Annotated in this window: 17 protein-coding genes; 11 read left to right on the plus strand and 6 right to left on the minus strand. The window is 67.4% G+C overall.

Annotated features, from left to right (window positions below):
* Nucleotides 1-35: 35 nt before the first annotated feature.
* The 8 genes from D0D37_RS34085 (at nt 36) to D0D37_RS34120 (ending at nt 4,621) form a co-directional block, all read left to right on the plus strand.
* Complete coding sequence (locus D0D37_RS34085; RefSeq protein WP_116204704.1) at nt 36-491, plus strand: Na+/H+ antiporter subunit E; 456 nt, start codon at nt 36-38, stop codon at nt 489-491.
* Nucleotides 488-739, plus strand: coding sequence for a monovalent cation/H+ antiporter complex subunit F (locus D0D37_RS34090; RefSeq protein ID WP_116204705.1), 252 nt, complete (start codon nt 488-490; stop codon nt 737-739). Before D0D37_RS34085 ends, D0D37_RS34090 begins: the two co-directional genes overlap by 4 nt.
* The gene (locus tag D0D37_RS34095) at nt 736-1,035 is read left to right on the plus strand and encodes a cation:proton antiporter (protein ID WP_116204706.1); all 300 of its coding nucleotides are present in this window, start codon (nt 736-738) and stop codon (nt 1,033-1,035) included. The genes D0D37_RS34090 and D0D37_RS34095 overlap by 4 nt, the downstream gene beginning before the upstream one ends.
* A complete protein-coding gene (locus D0D37_RS34100) occupies nt 1,032-1,268 on the plus strand; it encodes a Na(+)/H(+) antiporter subunit B (protein WP_116204707.1) in 237 nt (78 codons plus the stop codon). Before D0D37_RS34095 ends, D0D37_RS34100 begins: the two co-directional genes overlap by 4 nt.
* Entirely contained in the window at nt 1,265-1,978 is a 714-nt protein-coding gene (locus tag D0D37_RS34105) for an MnhB domain-containing protein (RefSeq protein ID WP_116204708.1), read from the plus strand. Before D0D37_RS34100 ends, D0D37_RS34105 begins: the two co-directional genes overlap by 4 nt.
* A complete protein-coding gene (locus D0D37_RS34110) occupies nt 1,975-2,328 on the plus strand; it encodes an NADH-quinone oxidoreductase subunit K (RefSeq protein ID WP_116204709.1) in 354 nt (117 codons plus the stop codon). The genes D0D37_RS34105 and D0D37_RS34110 overlap by 4 nt, the downstream gene beginning before the upstream one ends.
* A gap of 2 nt (nt 2,329-2,330) precedes the next feature.
* Nucleotides 2,331-4,112, plus strand: coding sequence for a complex I subunit 5 family protein (locus tag D0D37_RS34115; RefSeq protein WP_116204710.1), 1,782 nt, complete (start codon nt 2,331-2,333; stop codon nt 4,110-4,112).
* Between the two features lie 71 nt (nt 4,113-4,183).
* Entirely contained in the window at nt 4,184-4,621 is a 438-nt protein-coding gene (locus D0D37_RS34120; protein WP_116204711.1) for a PPOX class F420-dependent oxidoreductase, read from the plus strand.
* Nucleotides 4,622-4,636: 15 nt separating this feature from the next.
* On the opposite strand, the gene D0D37_RS34125 is transcribed toward D0D37_RS34120, so the two are convergent.
* Nucleotides 4,637-4,828 (minus strand): DUF2795 domain-containing protein, encoded by a 192-nt coding sequence (locus D0D37_RS34125; RefSeq protein WP_116204712.1) that lies wholly within the window; start codon nt 4,826-4,828, stop codon nt 4,637-4,639.
* Nucleotides 4,829-4,900: 72 nt separating this feature from the next.
* Here D0D37_RS34125 and D0D37_RS34130 point away from each other — a divergent pair, with 72 nt between their 5' ends.
* On the plus strand, nt 4,901-5,260 hold the full coding sequence (locus tag D0D37_RS34130; RefSeq protein WP_116204713.1) for a VOC family protein: 360 nt from the start codon (nt 4,901-4,903) through the stop codon (nt 5,258-5,260).
* Between the two features lie 331 nt (nt 5,261-5,591).
* On the opposite strand, the gene D0D37_RS34140 is transcribed toward D0D37_RS34130, so the two are convergent.
* The 5 genes from D0D37_RS34140 to D0D37_RS34160 are packed head-to-tail and all read right to left on the minus strand — an operon-like array spanning nt 5,592 to nt 10,682.
* Entirely contained in the window at nt 5,592-7,391 is a 1,800-nt protein-coding gene (locus D0D37_RS34140) for an AMP-dependent synthetase/ligase (protein ID WP_116204714.1), read from the minus strand.
* 43 nt (nt 7,392-7,434) lie between these two features.
* Nucleotides 7,435-7,935, minus strand: a complete 501-nt coding sequence (locus tag D0D37_RS34145) for a flavin reductase family protein (RefSeq protein WP_116204715.1) — start codon at nt 7,933-7,935, stop codon at nt 7,435-7,437.
* Nucleotides 7,928-8,695 carry an enoyl-CoA hydratase/isomerase family protein gene (locus tag D0D37_RS34150; RefSeq protein ID WP_116204716.1) on the minus strand — a complete coding sequence of 256 codons (768 nt, stop codon included), beginning with the start codon at nt 8,693-8,695 and terminating at the stop codon, nt 7,928-7,930. Before D0D37_RS34150 ends, D0D37_RS34145 begins: the two co-directional genes overlap by 8 nt.
* Nucleotides 8,696-8,706: 11 nt before the next feature.
* The gene (locus tag D0D37_RS34155) at nt 8,707-9,513 is read right to left on the minus strand and encodes an enoyl-CoA hydratase/isomerase family protein (RefSeq protein ID WP_116204717.1); all 807 of its coding nucleotides are present in this window, start codon (nt 9,511-9,513) and stop codon (nt 8,707-8,709) included.
* Nucleotides 9,510-10,682, minus strand: a complete 1,173-nt coding sequence (locus tag D0D37_RS34160) for an LLM class flavin-dependent oxidoreductase (protein WP_116204718.1) — start codon at nt 10,680-10,682, stop codon at nt 9,510-9,512. The genes D0D37_RS34155 and D0D37_RS34160 overlap by 4 nt, the downstream gene beginning before the upstream one ends.
* A 117-nt stretch (nt 10,683-10,799) precedes the next feature.
* Here D0D37_RS34160 and D0D37_RS34165 point away from each other — a divergent pair, with 117 nt between their 5' ends.
* A complete protein-coding gene (locus D0D37_RS34165; RefSeq protein WP_116204719.1) occupies nt 10,800-11,555 on the plus strand; it encodes a creatininase family protein in 756 nt (251 codons plus the stop codon).
* A gap of 9 nt (nt 11,556-11,564) precedes the next feature.
* On the plus strand, nt 11,565-12,161 hold the full coding sequence (locus D0D37_RS34170) for a TetR/AcrR family transcriptional regulator (RefSeq protein ID WP_116204720.1): 597 nt from the start codon (nt 11,565-11,567) through the stop codon (nt 12,159-12,161).
* The last annotated feature ends 183 nt before the right edge of the window (nt 12,162-12,344 follow it).

The raw sequence follows: 12,344 nt of genomic DNA on the forward strand, positions 1-12,344 counted from the left end.
TCTCCGAAGTGGGTAGCCCCTGCCCGAGGTGAGAGATGCGCGCTACGACCGAGATTCCGCTGTGGTGGCTCGCGCTGACCGGGTTGTGGACCCTCACGCTGTCCACCCCGTCGGCACCGGAACTGATCGTCGGCGCCGGTGCCGCGGCGGTCTGCGCGGTCGCCGCCCGTTCCGCGCGCCGGGCGATGAACGGTTCGTGGCATCCCAAGCTCGACTGGCTGACCTGGTTGATACCGCTCCCCAAAGCCGCCGTCAGCGAATCCGTCGCCGCATTGCGCACGGTCTTCCGACGCCCCTCCGCCGGAAAATTCGAGAAAGTCACCGTCCCCGCCGCACCGCGCGCGGAGCACGAGGCCCGGCTCGCCGTCGCCACAGTGGTCCTCGGCTGCACACCCGGTGCGATGGTCGTAGCGAGCCCGCCGGACCGCACGGACGTCGTCATCCACCGGATGCTCCCCGGCTCCGGGACCCTCGATCGGGTGACGCGATGACGTGGCTGCTCCTCGCCGCGCTGCTCTTGATGGCCGGCGGTCTCGGCACCGCGTTGTGGCTCGCCGCCCGGGGCACCGCGATCGACCGCCTCGTCGGAATGCAGTTCGCCGGGACCGTCACCGTCCTGACGCTCCTGCTGCTCGTCCAGGCGTACGGCCCGTCCAGCGCGATCATCCTCCCGCTGACGCTGACCGTCCTCGCCTTCGCCGGAACGCTCGTGTTCGCCCGGCTTCTGGGGACCCGATGACCCTCGCCGCCCAGATTCTCGTCTTCGCCGGGGTGTTCATCGTCCTCGCCTCCGCCGTAGGCCTGGTGCGCGCCAAGGATTTGCTGACCCGCCTGCACCTCCTCGCCCCAGCCACCACGCTCGGCGCGCCCCTGATCGGCATCGGGCTGGTCTTGGTCAACGGCGTCCAACTCGGCTCGGGCGCGATCCTCGCGACAGTCGTGCTGCTGGCGGTCACCAGCCCGATCCTGCAAGCGGCCACCGCCCGGCTCGAAGCCCGCCGCCGCGGCGAGATCGACGAGGACCTCCCCGCATGACGGCCGCCGTGCTGCTAGTCGCGCTCGCCCTGGTCGCAGCGGCCGGGTTCGCCGTGGTCGCGACGCACGACCCGAAGCGGCAAGCGATCACGCTCACGGTGTTTTCCCTCTGCCTCACCGTGCTCTTCGTCGTCTTCCAAGCCCCAGACGTCGCCCTGTCCGAACTCGCCGTCGGCGCGGCTATCGTCCCGCTCCTCGTCCTGCTGACGCTCCGGAAGACAGGCAAGCGATGAGAACCCGCGACGTAGTCGGCACCGCCGGGCTCGCCGGAGTCGCCGCGCTCTTCATCGCCGCGTTCACCCGCATGCCAGCCGCCGGGACCGCCGCGCACGCGTACCGGGATTTGGTGCTGCCCTGGGGTTTCCGGGAGGTCACGCCGAACCTGGTGTCCTCCATCAACTTCGATCTCCGCGCCCTCGACACCCTCGGCGAGGAAACGATCGTCGCCGCCGCGGTCGTCGGCACGCTCGCCTTGTTGCAGCCGCCCAAAAAAGAGCCGAAACCGGACAACAGCGGCTATGTCCTGCCCGCCGTGAAGCTCGCCGGATTCCTGCTCCTGCCGGTTTCGGTGCTGCTGGGCATCGACACCGTCATGCACGGGCATCTGACACCGGGCGGCGGTTTTCAGGGCGGCGTCGTCCTCGCGACCGGCTGGCACCTGCTCTATCTCTCCGGCAGCTACGGCGCGCTCGCCCGGCTGCGCCCGATCGACTGGTGCGAATACGCCGAAGCCGCGGCCACCGGCCTGTACGTCGTGACCGGCCTCATCGGACTGGGCGTAGGAGGCTCGTTTCTCGCGAATGTGCTGCCGCTGGGCGAATTCGGTTCGCTGCTCTCGTCCGGAACCGTTCTGGTGCTGAGCGTTTTGATCGGCATCGAGGTCGCCGCCGGGTTCGTCGTCCTGTTGTCGCGGTTCTTCGTGCACGGACTGGGGGAACAGTGACGGGCGTGGTGTCGGCGGCTTGCTACGGCGTAGCGGCTTGGCTGTTGCTGCTCGGCTGCGCCGGGATCATGCGCAGCCGGCACCTCGTGCACACCGTGGTCTCGCTGTCGGTCGCGCAATCCGGCACGTACGTACTGCTGTTGGCGATCGGCTATCAGGACCAGGCCACCGCCCCGATCGTGTCGCAGGGGCAGTCGCAGCCGGTAGTCGACCCGATGGTGCAGGCCATGACGCTCACCGACATCGTCGTCTCGGCGACCATCACCGCGCTCCTGCTCGCCCTGACGCTGCAGATCTCGCGCCGCCACGGCACGGTCGATCCCGACGAACTGCGTGCGCTGCGCGGCTGACCATGACGACCCTGCCCGCACTCGCCATCGCCGTCCCGCTGCTGGCCGCCTGCCTGCTGCTCGGCCTCGGCGGCAAACTCCCCCGCGTCGTCGTCGACGTGACCGCCACGGTGACCGCGGCGGCGGTCTGCGTACTGTGCGTGGTCCTGTTGACCTCCGCCCACCACGACCGAGTGGTCACCTGGCTCGGCAGACAGGGCCCGGAAGGCACGCGCTCGGTAGGCATCGTGCTCGTCGCGGACGGGTTGAACACGTCTTTCGCCGCGCTGGCCTCGTTTCTGACCGTCTGTGCGCTGCTCTACAGCTGGCATTACTTCGAAGCCGTCGAAGCCCGCTATCACGCGATGATGCTGCTCTTTCTGACCGGAATGATCGGCTTTCTCTTCACCGGCGACCTGTTCACGCTGTTCGTATTCTTCGAGCTGATGAGCGGCGTCGCCTACGCCCTCACCGGATACCGCATCGAAGAGGCGGACTCGGTGCAGGGCGCGCTCAATTTCGGCGTGGTGAACTCCCTCGGCGCGTACTTCACGCTGATGGGCATCGGCCTGCTCTACGCTCGCGGCGGCCAGCTCGGCCTCGCGCAACTGGGAGTCGCGCTCGACGGACATCCGGCGGACGCGCTCGTCATCGCCGCGTTTGTCCTGGTGTGCACCGGATTGCTGGTGAAAGCCGCGACCGTGCCGTTCCACTTCTGGCTCGCCGACGCCCACGCCGTCGCTCCGACACCAGTGTGCGTGCTGTTTTCCGGCATCATGGTCGAACTCGGACTCTACGGCGTGCTCCGCGTCCGCACCACCGTTTTCGGCACCGTGCTCGACGACGCCACCGTCAGCCGGATCTTCCTCACCGCCGGGATCGCCAGCGCGGTGCTCGGTGCGGTGCTTTGCTTCACCCAGCGGCATCTCAAACGGTTGCTGGCCTACTCGACCATCGCCCACATCGGACTGTTCCTTTGTGGACTCGCGGCGACCGGCGGCGAGGCGACGGCGGCGTTCGTCCTCTCGGTGCTCGGGCACGCGGGAGCCAAGGGTGCGTTGTTCCTGCTGACCGGGGTGTTGAAGGACCGCTACGGCAGCGTCGACGAGGACGATCTCTTCGGCCGCGCAACACATTCCCGGACCGAAGCGGTGCTGTTCCTGGCAGCGGCGGCCGCACTCGCCGGGCTGCCGCCGTTCGGCCTCGCCCTGGGCAAAGACGCGGCCGAACACGCTGGTCCGGAGTGGCTGATGATCGTGTTCGCCGTGGTGTCCGCGATGACCGCCGCGGCCGTCCTGCGCGCCGGGCTGCGGGTCTACTTCGGACTCGGCCGGCCGCCCGACGACGATTCCTCCGACACGACGTCCGGCTCCGGCGAAGAGCCGGAGACCGACCGGCCGATCGAGCGCACCCCGATACCCATGCTCGCCGCCATTTTCGTCCTGCTCGGTTTCGCGCTGGCCGTCGGGATCGTTCCGTGGCTGCGCGACGTCGCCGTTGACGCCGGAGCACAAGCAGTCGACCGCGCGGGCTACCTCCACGACGTCCTGCCGACGCTGCCGCCGTCCCTCCCCTCAGCCGGGTCCGAACTGACCTGGACCGGGCCAGGCCTGCTGTCCGCCGGGGTAACCGCCCTGCTCACCCTCAGCGCCACGGCTCTCGCGCTGTGGTCGCGGCACCGAACCCCGAAACCCCTGCACGAAGCCCTGACCGTGCTGCATCGCGCACATTCCGGCCAGGTCGGCGATTACGTGGCCTGGCTGCTCGCAGGAGTCGCCGTCTTCGCCGGACTGGTCTGGCTGTGACCTCGCGTTTACCCGCCGGTCGGCCGGGTTACCCGGACAGCGGTCCGTGACGCCGACTGTGAGGAGTTGCCGTGCCCGCCAGCACCGCCGACGGCCCGAAACTGCTGCCCGAAACCGAAGAGCTGGCCACCGGCAAGAACTTCGCCGCGGTCACCACGGTGCTGCCGAGCGGCCGGCTGCAGACGCAGATGATCTGGGTGCACGTCGAGAACGGCAAGATCGTGCTCAACACCGAGACTCACCGGGCCAAGTACCAGAACGTCTCCCGCGACGACCGGATCACCGTCCTCATCCGCGACGAGCAGGACCCTTACCGCTACGCGGAGGTCCGCGGCCGCGTGACCGGCATCGAGACCGGCGAACGGGCCCGGCTGCAGGTCGACGAACTCGCCCGCAAGTACACCGGCGGCGACTACCCGCCGGAGGCGATCAAATCCGAGCGTGTCATCCTCCGGGTGACCCCGGAGCGGCAGACGTTCATCGACCAGAAGAAGGGCGTCGCCGACTGACGCCCTCCGCCCGGCTCACGAATGCGGGTCGATGTCCTCGCCGAGCAACCGATGGACCGCGTCCACGTTCTCGTACCGCTGCTCGGGCAACTTGCCGAGATGGCCGATCACGTCGTCGCCAGCCCCCTTCGCGGCCGCCCGGCGGAGGAGTTCGGCGCGTTCGCACGGGTACTCGACTTCCGTCAAATATTCCCGGACGTCAGACATGGCGCTCCTTTCCTCGCGTTCCTCCTCCGCATACCCGCCCCGGCCGGGATCAATGCGAGCTACGCTCGATTCGTGAACGACTCCCCGAACCCGGCGAAAATCGGAAACGTGCTGCACCCGGTCGCCGACGTCAGCTCAGCCGTGCAGTTCTACGCCGCGACCTTCGGCCTGCCGACGAAATTCGTCGACGGAGACCGTTACGCCGCCCTCGACGCGGGCGGCACGACACTCGCCCTCGTCGGCCCGGAGGAGGACGTCACCGACGGCGTGCCCGCCGCGTCGTTCAAAGTGCCCGACGTCGCCGCTGCGCTGGCCGCGTTGGTGGCTGGCGGCGGAACCGTTGTGCGGCAACCGGAACACGGACCGCACGAGGTACGAGCGGTCGCACGCGACCCTTGGGGCAACACGATCGTCGTTTACGGACCGCAGTAACGCCAACGGATCGAGCCGCACCGGAACCCCCGCTGCGGCTCACCCCCTAACGCGGCTTCCTCCGCACATGGTCCGCAATCGCCGCATCGTCGCCCACGCTATACATCTGATCGATCAACCCCGCGAACGAACCCACCACCACACGCTTCACCTTCCCGTTCGCCGTCCGCACTGGTGAATGGCGGCGGAACCGTTGTGCGGCAACCGGAACAAGGACCGCACGAGGTACGAGCGGTCGCACGCGACCCTTGGGGCAACACGATCGTCGTTTACGGACCGCAGTAACGCCAACGGGTCGAGCCGCACCGGAACCCGGTTGCGGCTCACTCCCCTAACGCGACCTCCTCCGCACATGGTCCGCGATCGCCGCATCGTCGCCCACGCCATACATCTCATCGATCAACCCCGCGAACGACCCCACCACCACCGCACGCTTCACCTTCCCGTTCGCCGTCCGCTCGCCGCGCGAAGCCTCCAACGCGCGCGGCAGCACCCGGAAATCCTTCAGCTGCTCCACCCGCGCGAGGTCCGCGTTCACCCGGTCCAGCTCGGCCCGCAGCTGCCCGGCCGACTCCGTACCCGCGGCCGCGCTCGGTTCGATCAGGACCGTCAGGTACTTCCGGCCATCGCCGACCACGATGGCTTCCTCGATCAGCGAACTCTCCTTCAACCGGATTTCGATCGGCTGCGGATCGACGGTCTTGCCGCCCCGGGTGATGATCACGTCCTTCTTCCGGCCGATCAGCCGAATGTCCCCGTCGGGCGTGCGCTCCATCAGGTCGCCGGTGCGGAACCAGCCGTCCTCGAAGACCGCTTCGGTTTCCGCGGGATTCCGCCAGTACCCGCTGAACAGCAACGGCGCACGGAGCAGCATCTCCCGGTCGTCGGCAAGCTTCACCTGAAAACGCGGGTCCGGGAACTCCCGGCCGATCCGCCCGGGACGAGGGAACGGCTGCCCGAACTGCCCGATGGGACACCCGCCAGTCTCAGTGAGCCCGTAGTTCTCGCGAAGGTCGAGCCCCCAGATCTGCCACAGCGCCACGACACTCTCCGGCATGGCAGCCGAAGCCGTCCACGCGACGCGCAGCCGATCCATCCCGAGACTCACCCGCAGCGGTACGAAAACTCCGCGAACCGCAGCGGCGTAAGCGATTCTCAGCAGCACCGACGCACGACGGCCGGACCAGCGCCGCTCGGCCATCCGGCGACCGACACGCATCGCGACCTGGTAGGCGAAGCGCCGGATTCCCGTCCGAGATTCGGCGAGTGCGATCAGCTCGGCGGCGAGCTTCTCGTAGAAACGAGGCGGCCACAGCACCACCGTCGGCCGTACCGTGCGCAGCACCTCGCCGTATTCCTCGATGGGGCAAAAGGTTACGACCAGCCGAGTGTGCAGCGGGGTGAAAACGAGCAACACCGCCGGTGCGACGTGTGCCAGCGGGAGGAATCCGACCACGTCGTGCCGCGTGGTCCGGCTCTCCGGATACAAGCCGACGACGCTTTGGATCGCGTGCTGGAGCGTGCGGTGCGAATGCGTCACGCCCTTGGGCGCCCCGGTAGAACCGGAGGTGTAGAAGAGGACGGCCGGGTCGTCGAGCGCGGTGGCGGCGATCAGCTCGGCCAGAGAATCCGGTTCTCCGGCCGAACGCAGGTCGTCCCACGCCACGCCGGCGATCCCTTCCGGCAGCTCCGGCGGCGCGGCGTCGATTCCGGCGACGAGCCGCAGGTCCGGGGTGTTCGCGGCGATCTTCGCGACCTTGGCGAGTTCCGTGTCCGACTCGCCGAGGAACGCGACCGCCTCGCTGTGCACGAGGACCTGTTCGATCTCGGCGGGCGAGTTGGTCGGATACACGCCGATCACGACCCCGCCGACGCTCTGCACCGCCAGCGCGGCGAACACCCATTCCGGACGCGCGCTGCTCATCACCGCGACCCGATCACCGTGCCGGACCCCGTGCGCGACCAGGCCGAGCGCCAGTTCGCGCACCCGGTCCAGGTACCTCCGCCAGGTGATCACCCGCACGGCCCCGCCCCGCGAATACCGCAGCGCGACGGCGTCGGGTTCGCGGCGAGCGCGGTCGAGCAGCAAACCCGGCAGCGTCCGCTCCGGTTCGAACTCGGTCAGCTCCATGACCCGGCCTCTCTTCCCGTGGCGAGCCTAAATCCGGCGGCGCTCACGCGGCACGCTCGCCGAGGTGGAGGAAGTCACCCCGGTACCACGTCACCGGTTTGCCGTCGCCGGTCCGCGCCTCGCGCACCCGGCCGATGAGGATCACGTGATCCCCGCCCGGCACGGCTTGCTCCAGTTCACAGTGGAGGACGGCCGCCGCGTCCGGCAGGAGCGGATGGCCCTGCTCGTCGAACTCGAAGCTCCCGTACGCGAACTTGTTCTCGCCTTTCGTCGCGAACCTCGTCGCCAGCTCGGCGTGGGACGGAGTCACGACGTTCACGACGAACCGTTCGGCCGCCAGGAAAACCGGAAAACATGTCGCGCCCCGGTCAAGGCACACGAGCACCAGCGGCGGATCGAGCGACAGCGACGCGAAGGAACTCGCGGTGAATCCGTGCAGCGTCCCGTCCTCGCCCCGGGTCGTCACGATCGTGACGCCGGACGGGAAACGGGACAGCGCCGAACGGAAAACGGCCGGATCCAAGTCGTGCGATACGTCAGCCATTCCATGCCTCCCGGGCAGTTCGTGCGGCAGGGTCGGTGAAAACCGTTCGCGCGTCGGCGGCCGTGACCTGCAACTGTTTCTCGTCCGGCCAGCCAGCGGTTTCCTGGAGCAGCGCCAACTTCAAGGCCGCGAATACCGCTGGCGGTTTCCCCGCCGCCGCGCGCGCCTGCGCCGACGCGACCTCCAGCAACTCCCCCGGCTCAACCACTTCGTCGACAATGCCCAACGTTTTGGCCTCGACCGCGTCGACGGATTCTCCGCCCAGCAACAACCGCCGGGCACCACGATCGCCCAAAACCTCGCGCACCCGCGCAATCCCTTTCACCGCAGGCAACATGCCGTGGTCGATCTCAGGGAAAACGAACCGCGCCTGCGACGACGCGTATACGGAATCGGAGAACAGCGCCATTTCGATCCCGCCGCCGACGCACCAGCCATTCACCGCGCATACCAGCGGCCGGGGAAACTTTTCCAGTGCGCAAAGCAGCGCGTGAAAGGACGTCATCCGCTCGACCATCGAGTCGGCGTCGTAGCCGACCGCTTCCTTGAGGTCGCCGCCGGCACAGAAAAACCGGTCGCCCGCGCCGGTCAGCACGACAGCGGGAGCGTCCGGACCGCTGGCGAGGTCTTCCAGGGTCGTGGTCAACCGGCGAATGAGCGAGTTGCTGAGCGCGTTCGCGGGCGGGTGGCTCACGGTCAAGACCACCACGCCGTCCGCCTCTTCGGATATCTGGACCGCGCTGAGCGAAGCAGTGGTCATGTCGCCTCCGCTCAGTTCGCCGATACGGCGGAAGGGAAGACCGGCGGACGCTTCTCCCGGAACGCTTGACGCGCTTCGCGATAATCAGCTCCGGCGAAGTCGAGGATCTCGAGCGCACCCGCCAATTCGTGCTGCGGCAACGCATTCGTGAGCCACATGTTGAGCGCGCGTTTCGTGAACCGGAGCGCCTGCTGCGAGCCTTGCGCGAGCTGAGTCGCGACTTCCAAGGCACGCGGCAGCACCTGGTCGCGAGGAACAGCCAGGCTCACGAGCCCGATCCGCTCCGCCTCGGCCCCGGTCAGTTTCTCCGACGTCAGCACGTAATACTTCGTCTTGGCCATCCCGACCAGCAGCGGCCAGATCAACGCGGCATGGTCGCCCGCGGTCACGCCGACCTTCGTGTGGCCTTCGATCAACACCGCGTCTTCGGCGGCGATGCTGATGTCGGCGAGCAACGCCGTCGACAGGCCGTAACCGACGGCAGGCCCGTTGATCGCGGAAATGATCGGCTTTTCGATCCGCAGCACCGTCGAAATCCGCCGACGCTCAGACTCCAGCATCGCGAGCGCCGCTTCCGGCGTCGGGTCGGGTTCGCGGACGTCCATCCCGGTGCAGAACGCGTCTCCGGCTCCGGTCACCACGACGACACGTGTCTCGTCGTCGCGCTCGACGTCGGCCCAGATCTCGCTCAGCTCTTCGAACATCGGCATCAGCAGCGCGTTGTACCGCTCGGGCCGGTTGATGGTGATCAACAGGACGCCGTCGGCCGGACGTTCGACGAGAACATTTCCGGTGCCGTGCTGGTAAAGCTCGCTCATCGGACCGCCTCCACAGCCGTGTTCTCGGACTGGAACCGGCGCAGCGCTTCCTCGTGCGCCGGACGCGCGGCGCGGATCCCGGCCAGCACGTCGTCGGCCGGGCGCACCACGTTGCGCGGGTGCTTGAAACGCGGGATCACGTACTTGCCGAACAGCTCGATCGACCGCATCAGCTGGTCGTGCGGAAGACTGTCCACTCGCAACACCAGCGACTCCACGCCCATGTCCGCGTACCGCTGGACGTGCTCGATGCAATGCTCCGGGTCGCCGACGAGGAAGCCCTGCGACCGTTCGAACAGGTACTCCTCGTCGCTGAAATCGACGTCATTGACCGCGCCCATGTAGGCGTAGTCCTGGGAAAGCTTCGCCAGCCGCCCGTACGCGTCGGTGGAAAGCTTGGACATCTCGAACAGCGGCCGAGCCTGTTCGCGGGCCAAGGCAGTCGTTTCCGCGCAGTGCATGCCGCCGCTGACCAGGACCATCTTGCGCGGCGTGATCGGGTGATCGTGGGTGGCGGCGGCGAGGGTCTCGTCGTAGAGCTTCAGCATGTTCTCCACGAGGTCGTAGCCGAGGTAGAAGCCGCCCATGATCGCACCGATGCCCATCTTGGCCGCGGTTTCGACCGAACTCGGGCTCCCCGCGGCGACCGAGATCGGCGGGTACGGCGCCTGCAACGGCTTCGGCACCAGGCTGCGTGGCGGGACCTTGTAGTGCTCGCCCACAAACGAGAACGGATCGTCGAGGAACGCCCGGCGGATCAGCTCGATCCCTTCGCGCCACTGGGATTTGTTCTCCGTCGGGTCCACTTCGAACGCCCGCAGCGCGAGCGTCGTGTTGCCGCGGCCGGTGCCGAGTTCGATCCGGCCGTTGGACAGGATGTCCTCGGTCGCGATCCGCTCGGCGACACGCAGCGCGTGATTCATGCGCGTCGGCAGCAGCGTGACGAGGTGGATGAAGCGGATCCTGCTCGTGAGCGCCATCAGGTACGGGTAGAGCACCTCCGGCGCGGAGACCGTCGCCGTGCCGATGGCGACGTGCTGCTCGGAGCTTCCGAACGCGTCGAAGCCGACCTGCTCGGCGAGCAGCACCTCCTCGACCAGCTCCCGGTAGCGGTGCTCGTGGGTGAGCCCGACCGGGGTGTCCCCCTCCGACATGAGGATGAAGTCCATGGTCGCTCCTTCCACTCAATGTTATTGCTCGATAACATAAGGCGGAGCTAACTCGTGGTCAAGGCTGAATCTCGGAGGAATCTTGTTATCTACTGCTAACTTCCCCTGGAGGAGCGCATGAGCGAGGTGCGGATCGAACACCTGACCTCGCCGGAGATCGCCGACGCGCTCGCGAGCGGCATGCGGACCGCGATCCTGCCGCTGGGTGCCACCGAACAGCACGGCGCGCATCTGCCGCTGTCGGTCGACAGCGAGCACGCCGACCGACTGGGGATGCTCGTGGCGGAACGACTCGGCGACGCACTCGTCCTGCCGACCGTCCGAGTCGGCTGTTCCGCCCATCATCTCGGCTTCCCCGGCACCCTGTCATTGCGACCGGAGACACTGGAGGCGATCTGTTTCGACTGCTGCGAAAGCCTTGCCGCACATGGGTTCCGTCGAGTGCTGATCTTCTCCGCACACATCGGCAACTACCCGTTGCTGAGCAAGATCGAGCCGAAACTCGCCGCTCGACTACCTGCCATGGACGTGGTCGCGTTCGCCGACTCGACCGCGGTGCTCGATGCTTGGCGTACCGCCGTCGCCGGTCTGGCCAGCCAGGTCGGCGGACATGCAGACGTTGCCGAAAGCTCAGTCATGCTCGCTGTCCGGCCGGAAGCGGTGCGGGCCGAGCGTGCTGCCGCCGGTCTCGCTGAACCGATGACCGACGACCTGTTGGCACGGGTATTAACCGGTGGCGTCAAGGCCGTTGCACCCAACGGCGTCCTCGGTAATCCGCACGGGATGTCCTCCGACCTGGGATTTGCCTGCCTCAGTGCGGTCGCGAACCTGTTGGCGGAGTACGCGGCGGCACGTTATCGACGCCTCACCTAGACTCGAGCCATGACGAGTCCATCTCGCGCCGCGTCGCCGCGCTCCTCGCGCAGGCAGACGTTGATCAAGGTCGCCGGCGAGTTGTTCCATGAGCGCGCTTTCGACGCGGTCACCACTGAGATGATCGGCGCGCGGGCTGGCGTGACCGGCCCTGCGTTGTACCGGCATTTCTCAAGCAAGCAGGCTCTGTTGATCGCCGTGCTCGAGGACCCGTTGAAGGATTTGCTGGCCAATGCGCGCGAGACCGCGGCGGAGGTGACTGACCCGCGTAAGGCGCTTGAAGCGATGATCGACTATCACGTCACGCGCAGCCTTCAAAATGTGCCTTCCACATTGGTGTTCTTGAAGAACGAGCACAACGTGCCAGAGGAGGAGCGGCACCGGATGCGGCGGATGATGCGCCTCTACGCCGAGGAGTGGAGTGCCCTGGTGGAGCGCTTGCGGCCGGATCTGTCGGATGCGCAGAATCGGGTTCTTACGCATGCCGTGTTCTCGATGATCAATTCGATTCCGCAGTTCAACAGCGGTCTTGATGCGGAGAGCGTCGCGACCACGATCCGGACGGCCGCGATCAATGCGTTGCTCATCCAGCCAGGAACCGTCTAGGCGACCTGGGCCAGGCCCGCGAGGGGAACCTTCACAGCCCACCGCCCCAACAGCCACCCACGCACCCAACGACCGAGGCACCCAGCCCCTGCCCTGCACCCCGATACGAAGCCTCCCTGCGGTCTGGGGGTGCTTGTCAAGGCATCTTTCCCGCCTTGACAAGCACCCCCAGACCGTCAGCAC

It is taken from the genome of Amycolatopsis circi, assembly GCF_003385235.1.
GTDB classification, from domain to species: Bacteria; Actinomycetota; Actinomycetes; order Mycobacteriales; family Pseudonocardiaceae; genus Amycolatopsis; species Amycolatopsis circi.

Bases quoted from the DNA above. Each gene is read 5' to 3' on its own strand.
- D0D37_RS34085 (WP_116204704.1), top strand. From the start codon at position 36: ATGCGCGCTACGACCGAGATTCCGCTGTGGTGGCTCGCGCTGACCGGG.
- D0D37_RS34090 (WP_116204705.1), top strand. From the start codon at position 488: ATGACGTGGCTGCTCCTCGCCGCGCTGCTCTTGATGGCCGGCGGTCTC.
- D0D37_RS34095 (WP_116204706.1), top strand. From the start codon at position 736: ATGACCCTCGCCGCCCAGATTCTCGTCTTCGCCGGGGTGTTCATCGTC.
- D0D37_RS34100 (WP_116204707.1), top strand. From the start codon at position 1,032: ATGACGGCCGCCGTGCTGCTAGTCGCGCTCGCCCTGGTCGCAGCGGCC.
- D0D37_RS34105 (WP_116204708.1), top strand. From the start codon at position 1,265: ATGAGAACCCGCGACGTAGTCGGCACCGCCGGGCTCGCCGGAGTCGCC.
- D0D37_RS34115 (WP_116204710.1), top strand. From the start codon at position 2,331: ATGACGACCCTGCCCGCACTCGCCATCGCCGTCCCGCTGCTGGCCGCC.
- D0D37_RS34125 (WP_116204712.1), bottom strand. From the start codon at position 4,828: ATGTCTGACGTCCGGGAATATTTGACGGAAGTCGAGTACCCGTGCGAA.
- D0D37_RS34140 (WP_116204714.1), bottom strand. From the start codon at position 7,391: ATGGAGCTGACCGAGTTCGAACCGGAGCGGACGCTGCCGGGTTTGCTG.
- D0D37_RS34145 (WP_116204715.1), bottom strand. From the start codon at position 7,935: ATGGCTGACGTATCGCACGACTTGGATCCGGCCGTTTTCCGTTCGGCG.
- D0D37_RS34150 (WP_116204716.1), bottom strand. From the start codon at position 8,695: ATGACCACTGCTTCGCTCAGCGCGGTCCAGATATCCGAAGAGGCGGAC.
- D0D37_RS34155 (WP_116204717.1), bottom strand. From the start codon at position 9,513: ATGAGCGAGCTTTACCAGCACGGCACCGGAAATGTTCTCGTCGAACGT.
- D0D37_RS34160 (WP_116204718.1), bottom strand. From the start codon at position 10,682: ATGGACTTCATCCTCATGTCGGAGGGGGACACCCCGGTCGGGCTCACC.
- D0D37_RS34165 (WP_116204719.1), top strand. From the start codon at position 10,800: ATGAGCGAGGTGCGGATCGAACACCTGACCTCGCCGGAGATCGCCGAC.
- D0D37_RS34170 (WP_116204720.1), top strand. From the start codon at position 11,565: ATGACGAGTCCATCTCGCGCCGCGTCGCCGCGCTCCTCGCGCAGGCAG.